This window comes from Pseudomonas sp. NPDC077649, assembly GCF_044542855.1.
In the GTDB taxonomy this organism is placed as follows: Bacteria; Pseudomonadota; Gammaproteobacteria; order Pseudomonadales; family Pseudomonadaceae; genus Aquipseudomonas.
Map to the genome: position 1 here is coordinate 42,562 of NZ_JBITVF010000007.1, position 20,644 is coordinate 63,205.

The 20,644-nt window shown below is 67.5% G+C and carries 19 protein-coding genes; 7 read left to right on the plus strand and 12 right to left on the minus strand.

Going from position 1 to position 20,644, the window contains the following annotated elements; translation table 11 throughout:
• Positions 1-89: 89 nt before the first annotated feature.
• From fadD1 to ACIGFL_RS19300, 3 genes are all read right to left on the minus strand, one after another.
• Complete coding sequence (fadD1, locus tag ACIGFL_RS19290; RefSeq protein ID WP_397498224.1) at positions 90-1,778, minus strand: long-chain-fatty-acid--CoA ligase FadD1; 1,689 nt, start codon at positions 1,776-1,778, stop codon at positions 90-92.
• Between the two features lie 391 nt (positions 1,779-2,169).
• Positions 2,170-3,858: a long-chain-fatty-acid--CoA ligase FadD2 gene (gene fadD2 / locus ACIGFL_RS19295; protein ID WP_397498225.1), complete on the minus strand. Its 1,689-nt coding sequence runs from the start codon at positions 3,856-3,858 to the stop codon at positions 2,170-2,172.
• On the minus strand, positions 3,848-4,006 hold the full coding sequence (locus ACIGFL_RS19300) for a hypothetical protein (RefSeq protein ID WP_397498226.1): 159 nt from the start codon (positions 4,004-4,006) through the stop codon (positions 3,848-3,850). Before ACIGFL_RS19300 ends, fadD2 begins: the two co-directional genes overlap by 11 nt.
• Positions 4,007-4,040: 34 nt before the next feature.
• On the opposite strand from ACIGFL_RS19300, the gene ACIGFL_RS19305 reads away from it, so the two are divergent.
• From ACIGFL_RS19305 to codA, 4 genes are all read left to right on the plus strand, one after another.
• Complete coding sequence (locus ACIGFL_RS19305) at positions 4,041-4,775, plus strand: substrate-binding periplasmic protein (protein WP_397498227.1); 735 nt, start codon at positions 4,041-4,043, stop codon at positions 4,773-4,775.
• A 63-nt stretch (positions 4,776-4,838) separates the two neighbouring features.
• Complete coding sequence (locus ACIGFL_RS19310; protein ID WP_397498228.1) at positions 4,839-5,789, plus strand: lysophospholipase; 951 nt, start codon at positions 4,839-4,841, stop codon at positions 5,787-5,789.
• Positions 5,786-6,256 carry a MaoC family dehydratase gene (locus tag ACIGFL_RS19315; protein WP_397498229.1) on the plus strand — a complete coding sequence of 157 codons (471 nt, stop codon included), beginning with the start codon at positions 5,786-5,788 and terminating at the stop codon, positions 6,254-6,256. Before ACIGFL_RS19310 ends, ACIGFL_RS19315 begins: the two co-directional genes overlap by 4 nt.
• 56 nt (positions 6,257-6,312) lie before the next feature.
• Positions 6,313-7,548 carry a cytosine deaminase gene (codA, locus tag ACIGFL_RS19320; RefSeq protein ID WP_397498392.1) on the plus strand — a complete coding sequence of 412 codons (1,236 nt, stop codon included), beginning with the start codon at positions 6,313-6,315 and terminating at the stop codon, positions 7,546-7,548.
• A gap of 115 nt (positions 7,549-7,663) precedes the next feature.
• Here the strand turns inward: codA and ACIGFL_RS19325 are convergent, their stop codons facing one another.
• The 8 genes from ACIGFL_RS19325 to ACIGFL_RS19360 all read right to left on the minus strand — a co-directional run bounded on the left by ACIGFL_RS19325 (position 7,664) and on the right by ACIGFL_RS19360 (position 14,818).
• Entirely contained in the window at positions 7,664-10,087 is a 2,424-nt protein-coding gene (locus ACIGFL_RS19325; protein WP_397498230.1) for an EAL domain-containing protein, read from the minus strand.
• Positions 10,088-10,194: 107 nt separating this feature from the next.
• A complete protein-coding gene (locus ACIGFL_RS19330; protein ID WP_397498231.1) occupies positions 10,195-11,049 on the minus strand; it encodes an efflux RND transporter periplasmic adaptor subunit in 855 nt (284 codons plus the stop codon).
• Positions 11,050-11,063: 14 nt separating this feature from the next.
• Positions 11,064-11,264, minus strand: a complete 201-nt coding sequence (locus tag ACIGFL_RS19335; protein WP_122107507.1) for a DUF1656 domain-containing protein — start codon at positions 11,262-11,264, stop codon at positions 11,064-11,066.
• Positions 11,251-13,236 (minus strand): FUSC family protein, encoded by a 1,986-nt coding sequence (locus ACIGFL_RS19340; RefSeq protein WP_397498232.1) that lies wholly within the window; start codon positions 13,234-13,236, stop codon positions 11,251-11,253. The genes ACIGFL_RS19335 and ACIGFL_RS19340 overlap by 14 nt, the downstream gene beginning before the upstream one ends.
• Before the next feature lie 177 nt (positions 13,237-13,413).
• A complete protein-coding gene (gene ccoM, locus ACIGFL_RS19345; RefSeq protein ID WP_397498233.1) occupies positions 13,414-13,530 on the minus strand; it encodes a cytochrome c oxidase subunit CcoM in 117 nt (38 codons plus the stop codon).
• Between the two features lie 200 nt (positions 13,531-13,730).
• Positions 13,731-13,892, minus strand: coding sequence for a hypothetical protein (locus ACIGFL_RS19350; protein ID WP_021445693.1), 162 nt, complete (start codon positions 13,890-13,892; stop codon positions 13,731-13,733).
• Positions 13,889-14,488, minus strand: a complete 600-nt coding sequence (locus ACIGFL_RS19355) for an alpha-ketoglutarate-dependent dioxygenase AlkB family protein (RefSeq protein ID WP_397498234.1) — start codon at positions 14,486-14,488, stop codon at positions 13,889-13,891. Before ACIGFL_RS19355 ends, ACIGFL_RS19350 begins: the two co-directional genes overlap by 4 nt.
• A 36-nt stretch (positions 14,489-14,524) precedes the next feature.
• Positions 14,525-14,818, minus strand: a complete 294-nt coding sequence (locus tag ACIGFL_RS19360; RefSeq protein WP_021445691.1) for a hypothetical protein — start codon at positions 14,816-14,818, stop codon at positions 14,525-14,527.
• 163 nt (positions 14,819-14,981) lie between these two features.
• Here ACIGFL_RS19360 and rapA point away from each other — a divergent pair, with 163 nt between their 5' ends.
• Positions 14,982-17,822 carry an RNA polymerase-associated protein RapA gene (gene rapA / locus ACIGFL_RS19365; protein ID WP_122107510.1) on the plus strand — a complete coding sequence of 947 codons (2,841 nt, stop codon included), beginning with the start codon at positions 14,982-14,984 and terminating at the stop codon, positions 17,820-17,822.
• Positions 17,823-17,938: 116 nt separating this feature from the next.
• Here rapA and ACIGFL_RS19370 read toward each other — a convergent pair whose 3' ends face one another.
• Complete coding sequence (locus ACIGFL_RS19370) at positions 17,939-19,192, minus strand: RNA polymerase sigma factor (RefSeq protein WP_397498235.1); 1,254 nt, start codon at positions 19,190-19,192, stop codon at positions 17,939-17,941.
• 163 nt (positions 19,193-19,355) lie between these two features.
• On the opposite strand from ACIGFL_RS19370, the gene ACIGFL_RS19375 reads away from it, so the two are divergent.
• Positions 19,356-19,991: a lysoplasmalogenase gene (locus ACIGFL_RS19375; protein WP_397498236.1), complete on the plus strand. Its 636-nt coding sequence runs from the start codon at positions 19,356-19,358 to the stop codon at positions 19,989-19,991.
• Between the two features lie 80 nt (positions 19,992-20,071).
• The gene (locus ACIGFL_RS19380; protein ID WP_397498237.1) at positions 20,072-20,644 is read left to right on the plus strand and encodes a hypothetical protein; all 573 of its coding nucleotides are present in this window, start codon (positions 20,072-20,074) and stop codon (positions 20,642-20,644) included.

The window sequence follows — 20,644 nt, forward strand, 5'->3', positions numbered from 1 at the left end:
GGATGGTACGCATGACGCTGACCTAAGAGAGCGAGCTGCGCACAATAAGAAACGCCACCCGGAGGTGGCGTTTCATCAACTGGCGCGAATCACTTCTTGCCCAGCTTCTTCAGCTCTTCGTCGCGCAGCTCGCGGCGCAGGATCTTGCCGACGTTGGTGGTCGGCAGCACGTCGCGGAACTCGACGGCCTTGGGCACCTTGTAGCCGGTGAGGTTGGCGCGCATGTGCTCCATCACCTGTTCCTTGGTCAGGCTCTCGCCCGGTTTGACCACCACGAACACCTTGATCGCCTCGCCGGATTTCTCGTCCGGCACACCGATGGCGGCGCACTGCAGCACGCCCGGCAGGGTGGCGAGCACGTCTTCCAGTTCGTTCGGGTAAACGTTGAAACCGGACACCAGAATCATGTCCTTCTTGCGGTCGACGATGCGCAGGTAGCCGTCTTCCTGGATCAGACCGATATCGCCGGTCTTCAGCCAGCCGTCGGCGTCGAGGATTTCGTCGGTGGCTTCCTGGCGCTGCCAGTAGCCCTTCATCACCTGCGGGCCCTTGACGCACAGCTCGCCGATCTCGCCGATGGCCAGTTCCTGGCCCTCGTCGTTGATGATCTTGCACAGGGTCGAGGGCAGCGGAATGCCGATGGTGCCGAGCTGGATGGCGCTGAACGGGTTGACCGTGGCCACCGGGCTGGTTTCGGTCATGCCGAAGCCTTCGCAGATGGCGCAGCCGGTGACTTCCTTCCAGCGCTCGGCCGTGGCCAGCTGCAGGGCCATGCCGCCGGAGAAGGTGGCCTTCAGGCTGGAGAAGTCCAGCTTGCGGAACTCCTCGTTGTTGCACAGGGCGACAAACAGGGTGTTGAGGCCGACGAAACCGGTGAAGCGGTACTTGGCCAGGTCCTTGACCACCGCCGGCAGGTCGCGCGGATTGGTCAGCAGGATGTTGTGGCCGCCGATCAGCATCATCGCCATGCAATGGAAGGTGAAGGCGTAGATGTGATACAGCGGCAGCGGCGCGATCAGCACCTCGCAGCCTTCGTCCAGGTTGGCGCCCATCAGCGCCTTGACCTGCAGCATGTTGGCCACCAGGTTGCGGTGGGTGAGCATGGCGCCCTTGGCCACGCCGGTGGTGCCGCCGGTGTACTGCAGCACGGCGATCTCGGCGTTGCTCGGGTTAGCTTCGTTGAAGCTCTGACCGCGGCCCTTGGCCAGGGCGTCGTTGAGCTTGACCGCCTGCGGCAGGTTGTAGGCCGGCACCATCTTCTTCACGTGCTTGATCACCGCATTGACCAGCAGGCGCTTGAAGGTCGGCAGCATGTCGCCGACTTCGGTGACGATCACGTGCTTGACGCCGGTCTTGGGCACCACCTGCTCGGCCAGGTGGGCCATGTTGGCCAGGCAGATCAGCGCCTTGGCGCCGGAGTCGTTGAACTGATGTTCCATCTCCCGCGCGGTGTACAGCGGGTTGGTGTTGACCACCACCAGGCCGGCGCGCATGGCGCCGAACACCACCACGGGGTACTGCAGCACGTTGGGCAGCTGCACGGCGATGCGGTCGCCGGGCTTGAGGTCGGTGTGCTTTTGCAGGTAGGCGGCGAAATCACCGGAGAGCTGGTACATCTCGCCGTAGGTGATGGTCTTGCCCAGGTTGCTGAAAGCAGGCTTGTCGGCGAAGCGTTGGCAGGACTCCTTCAGCACCGCGAGGATGTTCGGGTACTGGTCGGGATTGATTTCGGCAGCAACCCCAACGGGATACTTGTCCTTCCAGAAGTTTTCGGTCATGGAAGCCCACTCCTAAGCAACAGCTGATCTTCACCGCGCGCAGGCGGTTGTTTGTTGTGTGTTTAGCTCGCTTTTCCACGGGCCAGGCGCCCCGAAAGCGCGCCGAGAGTAGCAGCTTTGCCAGAGGCCGACCAGCACCAAACATGGCCTACGGAGTCGAAAAAGTGACCAAAAAATAACAACAAGTCACACCCGATCTTTTCTTCCGAGAAAACGCGAAAAGCCTCTAGCCCGCATATTGCAGCGCATGGAGCCTAGTGCGTAAGGGTGACCGATGCAGGGCGGCAGTGCATGGAACAGGTGCTGGCGGTTACGAAATCACAACAAATGGGCTGCCGATGGCAGCGCAGGCGGGAAAGCCCCTCCCCTGCAACGGGGAGGGGCTTTTGGCTCAGGCGATGTCGCGCAGTTCGCGACGCAGGATCTTGCCGACCGGGGTCATCGGCAGGGCGTCCTTGAGCACGATGTGCTTGGGCACCTTGTAGCCGGTGAAGTTTTCCTTGCAGTAGGCCTTGAGCTCCTCGACCGTGACGCCGCCGTCGCGCGGCACCACGAACAGCTTGACCACCTCGCCGGATTTCTCGTCCGGCACGCCGATGGCCGCGCAGCTGGCGACTTTCGGGTGGGCCATGACCACGTCCTCGATCTCGTTGGGGTACACGTTGAAGCCGGAGACGATGATCATGTCCTTCTTGCGGTCGACGATGCGCACGAAGCCGTCCGGGTCGATCACCGCGATGTCGCCGGTCTTGAACCAGCCCTCGGCGTCGAGCACCTCGGCGGTGGCTTCTTCGCGCTGCCAGTAGCCCTTCATCACCTGCGGGCCCTTGATGCACAGCTCGCCGCGCTCGCCCAGCGGCATCTCGTTGCCGTCGTCGTCGATCACCTTGAACGCCGTGCCCGGCACCGGGATGCCCACGGTGCCCAGGCGCGCCTTGTCGCCATAGGGGTTGGTGCTGGCCACCGGCGAGGTCTCGGTGAGGCCGTAACCTTCCACCACGGTGCAGCCGGTCATCGCCTGCCAGCGCTCGGCGGTGGCCTTGACCAGGGCGGTGCCGCCGGAGTTGGTAACCTTGAGGTTGGAGAAGTCGAGGTTCTTGAACTCGGGGTGATCCATCAGCGCGACGAACAGGGTGTTCAGCCCCAGCAGCGCGGAGAACTTCCACTTGCCCAGTTCCTTGACGAAGCCGGGAATGTCGCGCGGGTTGGTGATCAGCACGTTGTGGTTGCCGTTGACCATCATGCACATGCAGTTCGCGGTGAAGGCATAGATGTGGTACAGCGGCAGCGGCGCGATCATGATCTCCTGGCCCTGCTTCATCAGCGGCTTGCCGTCGTCGCCGAGCTGCGACAGGCAGGCGTCGACCTGCAGCATGTTGGCCACCAGGTTGCCGTGGGTGAGCATGGCGCCCTTGGCCACCCCGGTGGTGCCGCCGGTGTACTGCAGCACGGCGATGTCGTCATGGCTGGCCTTGACCGGGGTCAGCGCCTGGCCGTGGCCCTGCTTGAGCACCTGCTTGAAGGCGATGGCCTGGGGCAGATGATAGTCGGGCACCATCTTCTTGACCTTCTTCACCAGGGTGTTGACCAGCCAGCCCTTGAGGCTCGGCAGCAGGTCGCCCATCTTGGCTTCGATCAGGTAATCGATCTCGGTATCCGGCAGCACTTCCTGCACCAGCTTGCCGAACATGTTGAGGTAGACCAGCGCACGCACGCCGGCGTCCTTGAACTGGTGGCGCATCTCGCGCGCGGTGTACAGGGGATTGGTGTTGACCACGATCAGCCCGGCGCGCATGGCGCCGAACACGGCGATGGGGTACTGCAGCACGTTGGGCATCTGCACCGCGATGCGCTCGCCCGGCTTGAGGTCGGTGTGCTTCTGCAGGTAGGCGGCGAAGGCCGCGGACAGGCGATCGAGCTCGGCGTAGGTCAGGGTCACACCGAGGTTGCTGAACGCCGGGCGGTCGGCGAACCTCTTGCACGAGCGCTCGAACACCTCGATGACCGACTTGTAGCTGGCCAGGTCGATGTCGTTGGGCACGCCGGCCGGCCGTTTGTCGCTCCAGAAATCAGGTTGCATTGTTGTTGTCCTCTTCCCCTGAAATGGTCTGGCCCGCGCTGCGGGACTGCCCGGAAAGTAGCAGCTCGGCGCCGTTGCGCAAATAGCTCGAAGGCGTCATTGATGGGCTGAATCTCGCAGCCCATCCGGCACTTTCGTTGCGCAACATCTATGATGAGCGCTCCAGCCCGAACTCGACCTCGATGCCGCCACTCGCCCTACTCGCCTGCCTGCTCCTGCTGACCTGCGCCCTGGCCCAGGCCGAGCCCGGCCCGCGCCTGGCCACCCTGGAGTATCCGCCCTACGCCTCGCAGCAACTGGACGACGGCGGCAGCATCGTCGCCCTCACCCGCCGCGCCTTCGCCCTGCGCGGCTACGCGGCGCACATCGATTTTTTGCCCTGGGCGCGGGTGCGCGCCGAACTGCGCAACGGCACCTACCAGGGCGCGCTGGCGCTGTGGCCCCGGGAGATCGGCGAAGAAGGCCTGATCGCCTCGCGCCCGCTGTTCTACAGCGAACTCGGCCTGTTCGTCCGCCAGGGCCACGAGCTGCGCTTCCAGCGCCTGCAGCAGCTGGCCGGGCAGAAGCTCGGCATCGTCCGCGGCTACGGCTACCCACAGCGCATCCTCGACGCCGGGCTGGCGCTGGAGGAAGCGGTGGACGACATCAGCAACCTGCGCAAGCTGCACGCCGGGCGTTTCGACCTGGTGCTGCTGGAGCGCCGGGTCGGCGAATACCTGATCGCCGGCGACCCGCAACTGCACGGCCAGCTGCGCTGGCACGGCCGCGCCCTGGAGCGCATCCCGCTGCTGGTGGGCTTCGTCCCGGCGCAGCCGGGGCAAACCGACTGGAGCGCGATCTTCGAGCAGGGCCTGCGCGACCTGCATGCCAGCGGCGAATACATGCAGATCCTGCGGCGGCACAGCACCGATCCCTGACAGGCTTTGCGCCGCACGGTGCGCGGTGCACAATGCGGCCAACTTCCGGCACAAGGATTCGCCATGCGCCACGACGCATTCACCCTGAGCGCCAGCGACGGCCAGCCGCTGCAGGTCAACCACTGGCATGCCGAGCAGCCGCCGCGGGCGGTGGTCATGCTCGCCCACGGCATGGCCGAACATAGCCTGCGCTACGCGCGCCTGGCCGAGGCGCTGGTGGCGGCCGGTTTCGCCCTCTATGCCCTGGACCAGCGCGGCCACGGCCAGAGCGCGGCGCACGGCACGCTCGGCCACTACGCCGACGAGGGCGGCTGGGACAAGGTGGTCGGCGACCTGGCGAGCCTCAACCACCATATCCGCCAGCAGCATCCGCAGACGCCGATCTTCCTGCTCGGCCACAGCATGGGCAGCTACATCGGCCAGGCTTACCTGATGGGCCACAGCTGCAGTCTGCAGGGCGCGGTACTGTCCGGTTCCAACTACCAGCCAGTGGCGCTGTACCGGGCCGCGCGGCTGATCGCCGGCTTCGAGCGCTGGCGCCTGGGCCCCAAGGGGCGCAGCAAGCTGATCGACTGGCTCTCCTTCGGCTCGTTCAACAAGGCATTCAAGCCCAACCGCACCGCCTTCGACTGGCTTAGCCGCGACGCGGCCGAAGTCGACAAGTACGTGGCCGACCCGTTGTGCGGCTTCGTCTGCACCACCCAGCTGTGGTGCGACCTGTTGGACGGCCTGCAGCAGATCACCCCGCCGGCCAACCTGGCGCAGATCGACACCGACCTGCCGCTGCTGGTGATCGGTGGCGCGCGCGACCCGGTCAGCGACGGCAAGCGCCTGGCCGACCTGGCCGGCGCCCTGCGCCAGGCCGGCATCAAGGACGTGCAACTGAAGATCTACCCCGAGGCCCGCCACGAGCTGCTCAACGAGAGCAACCGCGACGAGGTCACCACCCACCTGATCGACTGGCTACAGCAGGCGCTGAGCCACAGTCGGCAACCTCGCAAGGAGTCCCCATGACCCAGGTCACCAATATCCCCTACGCCGCCCTCGAAGTCGGCCAACAGGCCAGTTTCGAGAAGCGCGTGGAAGAGCGCGACGTGCAGCTGTTCGCCGCCGTTTCCGGCGACAACAACCCGGTGCACCTGGACGCCGCCTTCGCCGCCGAGACACTGTTCAAGGAGCGCATCGCCCACGGTATGTTCAGCGGCGCGCTGATCAGCGCGGCGATCGCCTGCCGCCTGCCCGGCCCGGGCACCATCTACCTCGGCCAGCAACTCAAGTTCACCCGCCCGGTGAAGCTCGGCGACACCCTCACGGTCAAGCTGGAGGTGCTGGAGAAACTGCCGAAGAACCGCGTGCGCATCGCCACCCAGGTGTTCAACCAGGACGGCAAGCAAGTGGTCGACGGCGAAGCCGAAGTGCTGGCGCCGAGCAGCGAGCAGACCGTGAACATGCCGGCCATGCCGCAGGTGAGCATCGGCTGATTCGAATGAGCGTGGCCGTCACCGGCGACGGCCGCACCACCCAGCGAGGCGCCCCCATGCTTATCCACAACGCCCGCCTGCGCGACCGCGACGGCCTGCAGCGCATTGCCCTGGATGGCGCCCGCATCGCCGCCATCGACCTGCAAAGCAGCGCAGGACCCATCGCAGCCGGCGATCTGGACGCCGCCGGCCATCTCGTCGTGCCGCCCTTCGTCGAGCCGCACATTCACCTCGACGCCACCCTCACCGCCGGCGAACCGGCCTGGAACCTGAGCGGCACGCTGTTCGAGGGCATCGAGCGCTGGGCCGAGCGCAAGGCCCTGGTCACCTTTGAGGACACCAAGACCCGCGCCAGGAAGACCATCGACATGCTGGTCGACCACGGCATCCAGCACGTACGCACCCACGTCGACGTCACCGACCCGAGCCTGGCCGCGCTCAAGGCCCTGCTCGAAGTGCGCGAGGAAACCCGCCAGCTGATCGACCTGCAGATCGTCGCCTTCCCCCAGGAGGGCATCGAGTCGTACGCGGGTGGCCGCGCGCTGATGGAGCAGGCCATCGCGCTGGGCGCCGACGTGGTCGGCGGCATCCCGCACTTCGAGAACACCCGTGACCAGGGCGTGGCCTCGATCAAGTTCCTCATGGACCTGGCCGAACGCACGGGCTGTCTGGTGGACGTGCATTGCGACGAGACCGACGACCCCAACTCGCGCTTTCTCGAAGTGCTGGCCGAAGAAGCCCGCGTGCGCGGCATGGGCGCGCGGGTCACCGCCAGCCACACCACGGCCATGGGCTCCTACGACAACGCCTACTGCTCCAAGCTGTTCCGGCTGCTGAAACTGAGCGGCATCAGCTTCATCTCCTGCCCCACCGAGAGCATCCACCTGCAGGGCCGCTTCGACAGCTACCCGAAACGCCGGGGCCTGACCCGCGTGGCGGAGATCGACCGTGCCGGGATGAACGTCTGCTTCGGCCAGGATTCCATCGTCGACCCCTGGTACCCGCTGGGCAACGGCAACATCCTGCGCATCCTCGAAGCCGGCCTGCACATCTGCCACATGCTCGGCTACGACGACCTCAAGCGCAGCCTGGATCTGATCACCGACAACTCGGCGCGCGCGCTGAACCTTGGTGAAGGGTATGGGCTGGAAGTGGGTCGCCCGGCCAACCTGCTGATCCTCTCGGCGCCGGACGATTACGAGATGGTGCGCAGTCAGGGCCACGCGCTGGTATCAATCCGCCACGGCAGGGTGCTGATGCGCCGCACGCCGGCGCGGGTCGAACGGGCCTGATGCTTGGCTGAAGGGGGCGGCCACGCCGCGCTGCCGCTGAAGCGGTCTCGGCCGCGAAACCGATGCCGAGCCTCGCTGCGCCCCACGGGAAATACGCCGGTCGTAGGGGGCTTGCTCAGTGCCAGGCCGACAGGGCTTCCCAGGCGCGGAACTTGTCGCCGGGCAGCGGCTGGCTGATCGAGAAGCCCTGGGCGATGTCGCAACCGAAGTTGCCCAGACGGGTCAGGGTCTCCTGGTTCTCCACGCCTTCGGCGACCACCTCGAGGTCGAGGTTGTGCGCCAGCTCGACTATCGAGCGCACGATCTTCGCCGAGTCATCGTCGTCGCTGAGCATGCGGGTGACGAAGGACTGGTCGATCTTCAGCGAATCCACCGGCAGCTTCTGCAGGTAAGCCAGCGAGGAATAGCCGGTGCCGAAGTCGTCGATGGTCAGCCGGGTGTCGAGGTTCTTCAGTTGGGTCAGGGTCTCCAGCGCCGCGACCGGATCTTCCATCAGCGCGCTTTCGGTCAGCTCGAATTCGACCCAGTTCGGCTCGGCGCCCCAGGTGGCGAAGGTGCCGCGAATGCGTTCGAGCAGCTTGGGGTCGCGCAGGTCGTGGGCCGACAGGTTGACCGAAACCGGTCGCTCGTCGCCTTCCTCGCGCCAGGCGTAGCTCTGGCCCAGCGCGGCATCGAGCACCCAGTAGGTGAGCGGGGTGATCAACCCGGCGCTCTCGGCCAGCTTGATGAAGTCGTTGGGCGGCAGCAGACCATGCTGCGGATGCTGCCAGCGCACCAGGGCCTCGCTGCCGCACACCTTGTTGGTGGCGATCTGCAGTTTCGGCTGATAGTGCAACAGCAGCTGGTTGCCGTCGATCGCCCGGCGCAGTTCGCTCATCAGGGTCAGGTGCTGGGCACATTCGCGGTCCATCCCGCCCTGGAACAGCGCATAGCCGGTGCTGGAACGCTTGGCCTGATCCATGGCGCTGGCCGAGCGGCGGATCAAGGCGTCCGGATCGGTGCCGTGACCGGGATAGAGGGCGATGCCGATGCTGGCGCGGGTATCGAGCAACAGCCCGCTCAGGTCGATCAGTTCGTACAGCGCCACCAGGATCTTCTGCGCCAGTTGCGACGCCTGCTCGGCGCCGCCGCTGGGCATCAGCACGGCATACTCGCTTTCACCGATACGCGCCAGCCTGTTGCCGGCGCCCACCGCCTGTACCAGGCGAGCGGCGATGGCCTGCTGCAGGCGGTCGCCTTCGCGATAGCCGAGGGTTTCGTTGATCGCCTGGTTGCGCCCGACCTCCAGTTGCAACAGACCGAGCGCCCGGTGTTCCTGCTTGGCTTCGGCGATCGCAGCTTCCAGCAACTCGCGCAGGCGCAGGCGGTTGGGCAGGCCGGTCAGCTCGTCGGCATAGGCCATGCGCCTGATGGTCGCCTCGGCCTGCAGCGCCCGATCGCGGGTGCGCAGGGTGGCGATGCCGAAGCCCAGGTCGTTGGCGGTGGCGAACAGCAGCTCGACCTCCTGCTCGTCGAAGGTGTCGCTCGCCGCGGCCATGATCACCAGCTTGCCGATCAGCCGGTCGTCCACTCGCAGCGGCAGCACTATGGTCGCCGCGAAGCCGTGCTCCTTGGCCTCGTCTCTCAGGAACCCGTCCACCGGCTCCTCGGGTAGGTTGCGTATGACCAGTGGCCGGCCGCTCTCGAGCCGGGCATCGACTCGCTGGATGTAGGCTTGGCCCTCGGCACTGGCGGCCCAGGCCTCGGCCCGCGCGAGGAAGCCGTGATCGTCGCCGGCGTAGGCGACCTGGCGTACCGGCTCGGCGGGGTCTTCCTGGCGATAGGCGACCCAGGCCAGGCGGTAGCCGCAGTCGACCACCAGTACCCGACAAACTTCCTTGAGCAGCGCGGATTCGGCGTCGGCGTGGATCAGCGCATGGTTGACCGCCACCCGCGTCGACAGGGCGCGATTGAGGCGCTGGATCTCCTGCTCGGCCTGGATGCGACGCGCCTTGCCGCGCAGGGTCTCGAGGCCGAAGGCCAGGTCCTCGGCGGCCTCGCTGAGCAACGCCATTTCCTGCGAGCCGAAGGCATCGGGTTCCGGCGCGCCGATGCCGAGGGCACCGAAGATCCGCCCTTCGACCCGCAGCGGCAGCGACATCACCGAGGCAATGCCGTGCTGGATGGCGCCTTCGCGCCAGGGCGCGGTGTTCGGGTCGGTCAGCAGGTTGTGGGTCAGGCTCAGCTGGCCGGTGCGGATCGCGGTGCCGGAGGGGCCGTGGCCGCGTTCGTTGTCGCCCCAGGAGATATTCAGCGAGTCGACGTAGGTCCGTTCGACCCCGGCATGGGCCAGGGGGGTGACGGTTTGCGCCGGATCGTGCTCGGCGCGGCCGACCCAGGCCAGGCGGTAACCGGCCTGCTCGACTATGACCCGACAGATCTCCTGGAGCAGGCTGGCTTCGTTTTCGGCGCGCAGCAGCGCTCGGTTGCAGCCGCTCAGGGTGCGCAACGCACGGTTAAGGCACAGGTGTTCCTGGTGGGTGGAACGCGACGTTGGCACGGCTTGCCTCCGACTCATGCACGACCTGGCTTGAGTATAGAGCTGCCGCCCGGGCACCGGGTTCCACTGGCCGGACGGTACGCTGTGGCTGCCGGCGTCGCCCCAGGCTACTGCGCCACCCGCACGCTGGCAGTCATTCCGGCGCTGAGCAGCAGGCCCTCGGGCAGCTCGTCGAGCTTGATCCGCACCGGAATCCGCTGCGCCAGGCGTACCCAGTTGAGGGTCGGCTCGACGTCGGCCAGCAGCTGGCCGTCCGGGCTGGCGTTGCGGTCGGTGATGCCGCGGCTGATGCTCTCCACCTCGCCGCGCAAAGGCTGGTCGCTGCCCATCAGCCAGATGTCCACCGGTGCGCCAATGCGGATGCGCGGCAGCTTGGTCTCCTCGAAATAGGCCTGGATATAGAACGACGCCTCGTCAACCAGTGCCAGCACCGGCTCGCCGGCCTTGACGTAGTTGCCTTCGGCCAGGCGCAGGTTGGTCACCTGGCCGGCGCGCGGTGCGCGCACCTCGCTGCGCGCCAGGTCCAGCTCGGCGGATTTGACCGCCACCTGCGCCTGACGATACTCGCCGCGGGCGATCTCGGCGCTGATCTGGGCGTTGTCGCGCAGCTCGGCGCTGATCGCCTGCGGCCCCAGGCGCACGCGACGGCTGGCCTCGTGCTCGCGCAGCAGCAGTTGCTGGCGCCGCGTCTCGGCCACCGCCTGGGCCTGTTCCAGGGCCACCTGATAGCGCTCGCGATCCAGGCTCAGCAGCAGCTCGCCGGCCGCCACCCGCTGGTTGTCGCGCACCTTCAGTTGGGTGACCCAGCCGGCCAGATCCGGGGCCAGGGTCACCACCTCGGCGCGCACCCGCGCGTCGCGGGTCCAGGGCGAATACAGGTAGTGCTGCCACAGCCAGGCGCCGGCCAGCAGGGCCGCTGCCACCAGGCTCAGGGTGAGGCCGAGGCGAATGCTCGCACGCATGGAAATCTCCTTGATCAACTCAACACGGCGACCAGCGCCGCCAGCACGCAGACATACAGGGCGCAGTCGAACAACGCCTCGTGCCAGATCCAGCGCGCCACACCGAGCCGCTGCAGGGCCAGGCGCAGCGCGCCGGTGAGCAGCAGCGCCAGCAGCGCATAAAGCAGCATGGGGCTGAGCAGCACCCCACCCAGCGCCCATTCACGCAAGCCCATGGGCTTCTCCTTGTTGCCCGCACCAGTGCTGCCAGCCGCCGTGCAGCTGCAGCAGGGCCGCCTCGGCCAGACGCCGGTCGATGCTCGGCGGCGCGCCGCGCAGGGCCTGGAGCAAGTCGTCCAGCGCGGCATCGAGGGCAGCGCGCCGCGCCGGCGCCGGGCCGAGCAACAGCTGTCGGCGCAGGTGATCGAGAAAATTCGTTTCGGCCAGGCCCAGCGCGCGGTCGCCCGCCGCCAGGCAGGCGCGCAGGTGCAGCAGCTCGTCGCCCAGGTCCAGGCTGGCGATGCCGTCGTCCCAGCGGCTGCGGCTCTGGCTGGGCAGCGCCGGATAGTGCCGCGCCAGTTGCAGCAGGCGGTCGGCCATGCGCCCGCCGAACCAGCTCTCGGCCCCGGCCAGCGGCTGACGGGTGAGCCGGGCCAGGTCCTGCAGGGTGGCGCGCAGCAGACGGCGGCCATGCCAGGCCGGGCTGCGCAAGCCGATCAGGTTGAACGCCAGCACCGCACAGCCGACGCCGATCAGCATGGCCAGCGCCTCGTTGAGGAAGAAGGCGACGTCGTACTGCATGTCGTTCTGCGGCGCGCAGAGCACGATGAAATGCAGGCTGAAGGAGGTGGCGGTGGCGCCCAGCGCCGGCTTGGCCATGCCCAGGGCGCCGAAGAACAGCGGCACGCCGAGGGCCAGGCAGAGCATGGCGAAGCCGTTGAGCTGCGGCAGCAGAATCTGCCCGACGACGAATGCCAGCGGCAGCACATAGAAGATCCCGCGCATGAACAGCAGGCCGATCTGCGCGGCGTTCTCGCGACTGGCGAACAGGCTGCAGACCACGCAGCACAGCAGCAAGGCGCCGCTGGCGGCGGTCCAGCCGCTGGCCAGCCAGAACGCCGCCAGCGCCAGGAAGGCCAGGGCGCTGCGCGCGCCATAGACCGCGGCGGTCTGCCAGTCGCTGTGCCAGGACAGCGCCGGCGACGCCTGCCCGCTCTCGCCGCGTTCCACCGCCGCCAGCGACTGGCTGGCGGTATCCAGGCGCAGCGCCAGCAACGCCAGGCGCTCCAGGCACAAACGCTGCGCCGCGCTGAGCGTCGGCGCCTCGGCGGCCTGGCGCAACTGCCCGGCCTGCGCCGACACCTGCTGCGCCTGCGCCGCCGCCAGCTGCTCGCCTACCCGCTCCAGCCAAGGCGCCAAGGCGTGGCGCTCGGCCTCGCTCAACTGCCGCCACTGGCGCGCCACGCCGCGCGCCAGGCGCAGCAGGGTGAGCAGATCGCGACTCAGCGCGCGCAGGGCACGGGCGCGCTGGCGGCCGCGAGCGCCCTCGAACCAGGCGTGCTCGCGTTGGGCATCCACCGCGACGATACGCCCCAGCACCTCGAGCAGGCCCTGACGCGCCATGGCCTCGCCGACCAGTGCCGAGGCCGCGGCGTTCACCCCGGCCTGCCAGGCGCTGCGTGCCTGCTGCACCAGCTGGCGCTCGACCCGCTGCGGCCAGAGCACCGCGCTGACTGCGGTGGCGCAGACAATCCCCAGGCAGATTTCCGTGCAGCGCGCCACCGCCTGATCGAACACCGTCAGCGGCGCGTCGATGGCCGGCAGGCCGATGATCGCCACGGTGTAGCCGGCCAGCACGAAGGCATAGCTCCAGGCGCTGTGCAGCATGCTCGAGGCGGCAGTGCACAGCCCCAGCCAGAACGCCAGGGCGAGCAGGAACAACCAGGGCGCCTGGGCGAACAGCGCCATCAGCAGCACCGCCATGACGGTGCCGACCAGGGTGCCGAGCAGGCGCGCCAGGCCCTTCTGCACCACCATGCCGGACAGCGGCTGGGCGACGATAAAGGCGGTCATCAACGCCCACTGCGGCTGCGGCAGATCGAAACGGAAGGCGAACCACAGCGCCAGGCCGCCGCCCAGCAGGGTCTTGATCGCAAACTGAAGGGCCTGGGTACTGGGCGCCACGAAGGCCAGCAGGGCATCGCGCATGGAATCGGCTTCAAGGACTGGGCGAGGAAAGCGTAGACGAGCGTCATAGCGCCCTACGAAACAAGCTAATTATTAGCTAGCTACGTAGTTTGCGTCCAGCCCCGCCCGACGCACGCCCATAAAAAAGGGCGACCGAAGTCGCCCGAATTGCCTTGCGTGCCCTGTAAACCGAAAAGATCAGCTCGGCTTGCGCTTGTGCGAATCCTTCCAGATGAAGTAACCGACCCCGCCGAAAAAGGCGAACATCAGAACAACCGTGCCGACTCCGGCGAGAACCACTGTATCGACGAACATGGCTGCCTCCTGTTGTGCCTGTCTGTCTGGGATGGCTTCACGTTACCAGCGGCGGCGGGAGGACAATTGATCTGGGTCAATGCGCGACGGCGGCCGCCGCCCCGGAGGCGGCAACACTGATCCAGGTCAAGCAATCGAGGGGCACGGAGCGAGCGGACACGCCAGTAGCGCCGCCCAGGGCGGCAAAGGGGCAGGAGGCTTCAGCGCTTCTTCGGTTTGTGCTTGGGCTTCTTCTTCGCCTTGGCCAGCGGCAGGGCCTGCTCGAAGGCCTGGCGCATCTCGTCGAGACGCTTGTCATTGAGGTCGTGGATGCGCTTGCCGCGTTCGGCGGCGAAGTCGATCAGCTTGTCGTCGTTGCTCATAGCGGAAACCGGATCAGGCGAAAGGTCAGGTTCAGACGCGGCGCGCAGGGCTGGCGCGTCTTCGCCACTTGGTGCTGCCAATGATGCTGGGTCGGCCCGCGCATGACCAGTAGCGAGCCGTGTTCCAGGGTCAGCGAATGGCCGATGCGCGTGCTGCCGACCCGGCGCAGGTCGAAGCGCCGGCTGCCGCCGAGGTTGAGCGAGGCGATCAGCGGATTGCGCCCCAGCTCGGCTTCGGCATCGCTGTGCCAGCCCATGGAATCCTGGCCATCGCGGTAATAGTTGAGCAGCACGGCATTAAGCGGCTGGCCTACGGCCTTCACGATCTGCCGGCGAATCTCATCGAGCAACGGCGTCCAGGGCAGCGGCTGGTGAAGCTTGCCGGAATAGCGATAGCGCGCCTCGGGCTCGCCGTACCAGGCGGTCAGGCGCGGCACCCGGTGGTAATGGCCATGGATGAACAGCTCCGGCTGCTGCCAGGGCGTCTCGTCCACCAAGGCGGCGAGCCAGGCATCGGCCACGGCGGCGTCGACCCAGCCCGGCTGGTAGTCCAGCTCGGCATCGGCCAGCTCGGGCAAGGAATCGGCAAACAGCATGATCAGACTCGGAGAAAGACACAGGCGGCCAGTCTGTCAGACTTCCACATCCACCCATAATCCCTGGCGCGGCAGATCGCCCAGCGCCTGCTCCACCTCCTCCGGCTCGGCCGCGGCCAGCTGTTCGGGGGTGTAGCCGCGGCGCTGACGGCGGCGCTGCTCTTCGCGCAGCAGTTCCTCGGTTTCCTGCGGGTGGCGCTTGTCCAGGTTCAGCGCGCTTTCCTTGGCGCTGGCCTCGGCTGGCGTCACCGGCGGAATCTCGGGCTTGGGCTTGATCACGTCTTGCGAGGCAGTGACCGGCACCAGGCTGTGGGGGATAGGTGGTAACACGTAATCGCACCTCCTTTGGTCAGGCTGTCGGCCCCGCAAGCCGCGACTTTAGGCGGTGCTCGCTACACTTTCGACTGAGTCGAACGGCATAAGTGCCATGGCCGCTTTGGCCCGGGCAGCGCATCCGTTACCATAGCCGGCTTTTTCACGCGGGGAGACAGGCATGCAGTATCAACCGGGGCAACGCTGGATCAGTGACAGCGAGGCGGAATTGGGGCTGGGCACCATCCTCGCCGAGGACGGCCGCCTGCTCACCGTGCTCTACCCGGCCACCGGCGAGACGCGCCAGTACGCCACCCGCAACGCCCCGCTGACCCGCGTGCGCTTCGCCCCGGGCGACGAGATCACCCATTTCGAGGGCTGGAAGCTCACCGTGCAGGAGGTCGAGGACATCGACGGCCTGCTGGTCTATCACGGCCTCAACGGTCAGCACCAGAGCGTCACCCTGCCGGAGACGCAGCTGTCGAACTTCATCCAGTTCCGTCTGGCCAGCGACCGCCTGTTCGCCGGGCAGATCGACCCGCTGGCCTGGTTCGCCTTGCGCTACCACAGCCTGGAACACAACAGCCGCCTGCTGCAATCCTCGCTGTGGGGCCTGGGCGGCGCGCGCGCCCAGCCGATCGCCCACCAGCTGCACATCGCCCGCGAAGTCGCCGACCGCATCGCCCCGCGCGTGCTGCTTGCCGACGAGGTGGGCCTGGGCAAGACCATCGAGGCCGGCCTGGTGATCCACCGCCAGTTACTCTCCGGCCGTGCCGGCCGCGTGCTGATCCTGGTACCGGAGAACCTGCAGCACCAGTGGCTGGTCGAGATGCGCCGGCGCTTCAACCTGGACGTGGCGCTGTTCGACGCCGAGCGCTTCATGGAAAGCGACGCCAGCAACCCCTTCGAGGATTGCCAGCTGGCGCTGGTCGCCCTGGAGTGGCTGAAGGACGACGAGAAGGCCCAGGACGCGCTGTTCGCCGCCGGCTGGGACCTGTTGGTGGTCGATGAAGCCCACCACCTGGTCTGGCACCCGGAGCAGGCAAGCGCCGAGTATTCACTGGTCGAGCAACTGGCCGAGGTCATCCCCGGCGTGCTGCTGCTCACCGCCACCCCCGAGCAACTCGGCCAGGACAGCCACTTCGCCCGCCTGCGCCTGCTCGATCCGGCGCGCTTCCATGATCTGGATGCCTTCCGCGCCGAGAGCGGCCAGTACCGCCCGGTGGCCGAGGCGGTGCAGGAACTGCTCGACCACGGCAAGCTCAGCGCCCAGGCGCGCGACGCCATCGGCGGTTTCCTCGGCGACGAGGGCCGCGAGCTGCTGGACGCCATCGACGGCGGCGACGAAGCCGCCCGCGCGCGCCTGGTGCGCGAGCTGCTGGACCGCCACGGCACCGGTCGTCTGCTGTTTCGCAACACCCGCGCCGCGGTGCAGGGCTTCCCCGAGCGCGAGCTGCACCCCTACCCGCTGCCCTGCCCGATCGAGTACCTGGAATTGCCGGTCGGCGAGCATGCCGAGCTGTACCCGGAAGTCGGCTACCAGGCCCAGGACGAGGTGGACGAGGAGCAGCGCTGGTGGCGCTTCGACCCGCGCGTCGAGTGGCTGATCGACACCCTGAAGATGCTCAAGAAATACAAGGTGCTGGTGATCTGCGCCCACGCCGAGACCGCCCTGGACCTGGAAGACGCCCTGCGCGTGCGCTCCGGCATTCCGGCCACGGTGTTCCACGAAGGCATGAGCATCCTCGAGCGCGACCGCGCCGCCGCTTACTTCGCCGACGAAGAATTCGGCGCCCAGGTGCTGATCTGCTCGGAGATCGGCTCCGAAGGCCGCAACTTCCAGTTCGCCCATCACCTGGTGCTGTTCGACCTGCCGGCCCACCCGGACCTGCTCGAACAGCGCATCGGCCGTCTCGACCGCATCGGTCAGAAGCACCGTATCCAGCTCCATGTGCCCTACCTGGAGAACAGTCCGCAGGAGCGCCTGTTCCAGTGGTATCACCAGGCGCTGAATGCCTTCCTCGCCACCTGCCCCACCGGCAACGCCCTGCAGCACCAGTTCGGCCCGCGCCTGCTGCCGCTGCTGGAAAGCGGCGACGACGGCCAGTGGCAACAGTTGATCGACGAGGCAACCGCCGAGCGCATTCGCCTGGAAGGCGAGCTGCACAGCGGCCGCGACCGTCTGCTGGAACTCAACTCCGGTGGCGCTGGTGAAGGCGAGGCGCTGGTCGAAGCCATCCTCGAGCAGGACGACCAGTTCAGCCTGCCGATCTACATGGAAGAGCTGTTCAACGCCTTCGGCATCGACAGCGAAGACCACTCCGACAACGCCCTGATCCTGCGCCCCAGCGAGAAGATGCTGGACGCCAGCTTCCCGCTCGGCGACGACGAGGCGGTGACCGTGACCTACGACCGCGACCAGGCCCTGGCCCGCGAGGACATGCAGTTCCTCACCTGGGAACACCCCATGGTGCAGGGCGGCATGGACCTGGTGCTGTCCGGCTCGATGGGCAACACCGCGGTGGCGCTGATCAAGAACAAGGCGCTCAAGCCCGGCACCGTGCTGCTGGAGCTGCTCTACGTCAGCGAAGTGGTCGGCCCACGCAAACTGCAACTGGGCCGCTTCCTGCCCCCGGCCGCCTTGCGCTGCCTGTTCGACGCCAATGGCAACGACCTGGCCGCCAAGGTCGGCTTCGAAACCCTCAACGACCAGCTGGAAAGCGTGCCGCGCGCCAGCGCCAACAAGTTCGTCCAGGCCCAGCGCGACGTGCTGACCAAGCAGCTCAACGACGCCGAAGCCAAGGTCATGCCGCGCCACGTCGAGCGCGTGGCCGAGGCCAAGCGCCGCCTGATCGCCGAGCTGGACGAGGAACTGGCGCGCCTGGTCGCCCTGCAGGCGGTCAACCCCAGCGTGCGCGACAGCGAGATCGAGGCCCTGCGCCAGCAGCGCGAGCAGAGCCTGGCGATGTTCGACAAGGCTGCCCTGCGTCTGGAAGCGATTCGCGTGCTGGTGGCCGGTTAAGTGCTGAAAAGCCCCTCTCCCTCAGGGAGAGGGTTCAATGCCGGCCCCCTGTTATGCCTGTCCGGGCGACGAACTGTGGCAAATGGTGCGCACAGCCTAGGCGGCCCCGCGACCCCCTAGGGCTTGTCGTCCGCCTCGCGTGCCTCCAACTCCTCCAGCCTCTTCTGCAGAAACTGCCGATCCGGCCCCTGCTGCGCCAGCGCCAGGGCCTGGCGGTAGGCGGCACGCGCCTGTTCGCGGCGGCCCAGGCGGCGCAGCAGGTCGGCGCGCGCGGCATGGGCCAGGTGGTAATTGTCCAGCTCGCCGGCCGCCAGCAGCCGGTCGACCTGCGCCAGCCCCGCCTCGGGGCCGTCGCGCATGGCCAGGGCCACCGCGCGATTGAGCTCGATCACCGGCGAGGGCGTCAGGCGCAGCAGTTCATCGTACAGGCCGACGATCTGCGCCCAGTCGGTCGCCTCCAGGCTCGGCGCCTCGGCATGCACCGCAGCAATGGCCGCCTGCAGGCTGTAGGGGCCGAAGCGTCGCGAATGCAGCGCCTGCAGCACCAGCGCCTCGCCCTCGGCGATCAGCTCGGGGTTCCACAGACCGCGATCCTGCGCCTCGAGCAGAATCACCTCGCCATCGACGCCGCTGCGCGCGGCGCGGCGCGACTCGTGCAGCAGCATCAGCGCCAGCAACCCCTGCACCTCCGGCTCGGGCAGCAACTCCGCCAGCAACCGCCCCAGGCGAATGGCCTCGTCGGACAGCTGACTGCGGGTCAGCGAATCGCCGGAGCTGGCGAAGTAGCCCTCGTTGAACACCAGGTAGACCACCCGCAACACCGCCTCCAGGCGCTCGGGTAGCTCGCTGCGCCCCGGCACCTCGTAGGGAATCCGCGCCTCGCGGATCTTGCTCTTGGCGCGAACGATGCGCTGGGCCAGGGTCGCGGGGCTGGCAAGAAAGGCGCGGGCGATCTCCTCGGTGGTCAGGTCGCACACCTCGCGCAGGGTCAGCGCCACCTGGGCATCGCTGGCCAGCGCCGGGTGGCAGCAGGTGAAGATCAGGCGCAGACGGTCGTCTTCGAGCAGCTCGCCCTCCTCCAGCGGCGCCTCGTCGGGCAGCTCGGCCTGCTCGTCGAGCGGCTGGAAACGACGCTGGCGGCGCAGGTTGTCGATCGCCTTGAAGCGCCCGGTCGACACCAGCCAGGCACGCGGATTGGCCGGCACGCCCTCCTGCGGCCACTGTTCCACCGCCACGCGAAAGGCCTCGTGCAGCGCCTCCTCGGCCAGGTCGAAGTCGCCCAGCAGGCGGATCAGGGTCGCCAGCACGCGGCGCGACTCCTCGCGATACAGGCGTTCGATCAGGGCGCCGATCTCGCTGGGTGTATCCATTGCAACGGCCTCCATGGCGACGACGAGGCTCAACAATGCCCGCTAAGCGGGCAATGGTCGAGAGGCGGCACGATCCGCCACTCAGCCTGGCACGCTGCGCATTGGCAGCGCCACGCCTGCCCGGCATAGTGCCGGCCATTCGATCATTGGATGGAGCCTCACTATGCGCTGGTTGTTGCTCGGCTTGGCGGGAGCCGCGATCTTTCTCTACGGCCGGATCAGCGGCGATGCGCAACTGAGCCTGCTGACCAAGGGCATTCCGGTGATCGCCCTGCTGCTCTGGCTGCGCCAGGCGCCGGCCGGCACTTACCGGCGCTGGATCGGCATCGGCCTGCTGTGCTCCCTGGCCGGCGACATCCTGCTGGACTGGCCGGGCGATCTGTTCGTGTTCGGCCTCGGCGCCTTCCTCCTCGGCCACCTGGCCTACCTGCGCGCCTACTTCTCCGACACCCGCCGCCCGGCCCTGCCCGCCCTGCTGCTGGCGCTCGGCGCCGGCGGCGCGATGTTCGCCGTGCTGGCCGGCAGCGGCCTGGGCCCGCTGTTGATTCCGGTGGCCTGCTACGCCCTGGTCATCAGCCTGATGCTGTGGCGCGCCCTGGCCCGCCTCGGCAACCCCGAGCTGCAGCCGCGCTCGACTTATCTGGCCGCCGCCGGCGCGGCGCTGTTCGTGCTGTCCGACAGTCTGATCGGCATCGATCGCTTCGTCGCCAGCTTCGCCGCCGCGCCCTACGCCATCATCCTCAGCTACTGGGCCGGCCAATGGGGCATCACCGCCTCGGCCTTCGCCCGCCGCGCCTGAGCTGTTACGCCGATGAAACAGCAGGACGGCGATAAATCGACTATAGGAGTTACAGGGCAGTCCACTTCAGGGTGAGCGATATGGCAGGGTGCGTGCGGGTAGTCGGCCTGGTGTTGGTATCGGTTGCGCTGGTGGGCTGCGGCAGCCTATTGCCCAGCGAGCGGGCCGAATCGCTGTCGCCCTTCGGCGACTACCTCGACGCCGAGATGCGTTACTCGCAGGCGGTGCCGGGGCTGACCGACCGCGCCGACCTGTTCTCCCTGGGCTTCGACCCGCTGGCCCATGGCAACGGCAAGATGCTCTCGTTCATCGATGTGCGGCTGATGTTCGTCCAGCCCAACGTGCCCATCGCCTACCTGCCGGACGGCCTGGTGCGCTGCCTGGAGGCCAAGGACCGCTGCGTCGGCTACGCCTTCGAGTTCACCAAGACCGATACCCAGCGGGTCGGCAGCTTCTGGGCCGACGTGCTGAACTTTCGCAAGAACCGCGAGCTGCAGGGTTGGGTGTTCCGCGCGGTGTTCGTGCTGGTCGACGACAAGCTGGTGCACAAGGTCAGCAACGGCGAGCCGAACATCCGCCGCCTGGAGGTCAAGCGCAATCCGCTGGGCCCGCTGCAGGGCGCCGGCGAATTCTTTTCCGACCAGTTGAAGTAG

Coding starts and splice junctions, on each gene's coding strand:
- fadD1 (WP_397498224.1), bottom strand. CDS start 1,778: ATGACCGAAAACTTCTGGAAGGACAAGTATCCCGTTGGGGTTGCTGCC.
- fadD2 (WP_397498225.1), bottom strand. CDS start 3,858: ATGCAACCTGATTTCTGGAGCGACAAACGGCCGGCCGGCGTGCCCAAC.
- ACIGFL_RS19300 (WP_397498226.1), bottom strand. CDS start 4,006: ATGTTGCGCAACGAAAGTGCCGGATGGGCTGCGAGATTCAGCCCATCA.
- ACIGFL_RS19305 (WP_397498227.1), top strand. CDS start 4,041: ATGCCGCCACTCGCCCTACTCGCCTGCCTGCTCCTGCTGACCTGCGCC.
- ACIGFL_RS19310 (WP_397498228.1), top strand. CDS start 4,839: ATGCGCCACGACGCATTCACCCTGAGCGCCAGCGACGGCCAGCCGCTG.
- ACIGFL_RS19315 (WP_397498229.1), top strand. CDS start 5,786: ATGACCCAGGTCACCAATATCCCCTACGCCGCCCTCGAAGTCGGCCAA.
- codA (WP_397498392.1), top strand. CDS start 6,313: ATGCTTATCCACAACGCCCGCCTGCGCGACCGCGACGGCCTGCAGCGC.
- ACIGFL_RS19330 (WP_397498231.1), bottom strand. CDS start 11,049: ATGCGTGCGAGCATTCGCCTCGGCCTCACCCTGAGCCTGGTGGCAGCG.
- ACIGFL_RS19335 (WP_122107507.1), bottom strand. CDS start 11,264: ATGGGCTTGCGTGAATGGGCGCTGGGTGGGGTGCTGCTCAGCCCCATG.
- ACIGFL_RS19340 (WP_397498232.1), bottom strand. CDS start 13,236: ATGCGCGATGCCCTGCTGGCCTTCGTGGCGCCCAGTACCCAGGCCCTT.
- ccoM (WP_397498233.1), bottom strand. CDS start 13,530: ATGTTCGTCGATACAGTGGTTCTCGCCGGAGTCGGCACGGTTGTTCTG.
- ACIGFL_RS19350 (WP_021445693.1), bottom strand. CDS start 13,892: ATGAGCAACGACGACAAGCTGATCGACTTCGCCGCCGAACGCGGCAAG.
- ACIGFL_RS19355 (WP_397498234.1), bottom strand. CDS start 14,488: ATGCTGTTTGCCGATTCCTTGCCCGAGCTGGCCGATGCCGAGCTGGAC.
- rapA (WP_122107510.1), top strand. CDS start 14,982: ATGCAGTATCAACCGGGGCAACGCTGGATCAGTGACAGCGAGGCGGAA.
- ACIGFL_RS19370 (WP_397498235.1), bottom strand. CDS start 19,192: ATGGATACACCCAGCGAGATCGGCGCCCTGATCGAACGCCTGTATCGC.
- ACIGFL_RS19375 (WP_397498236.1), top strand. CDS start 19,356: ATGCGCTGGTTGTTGCTCGGCTTGGCGGGAGCCGCGATCTTTCTCTAC.
- ACIGFL_RS19380 (WP_397498237.1), top strand. CDS start 20,072: ATGGCAGGGTGCGTGCGGGTAGTCGGCCTGGTGTTGGTATCGGTTGCG.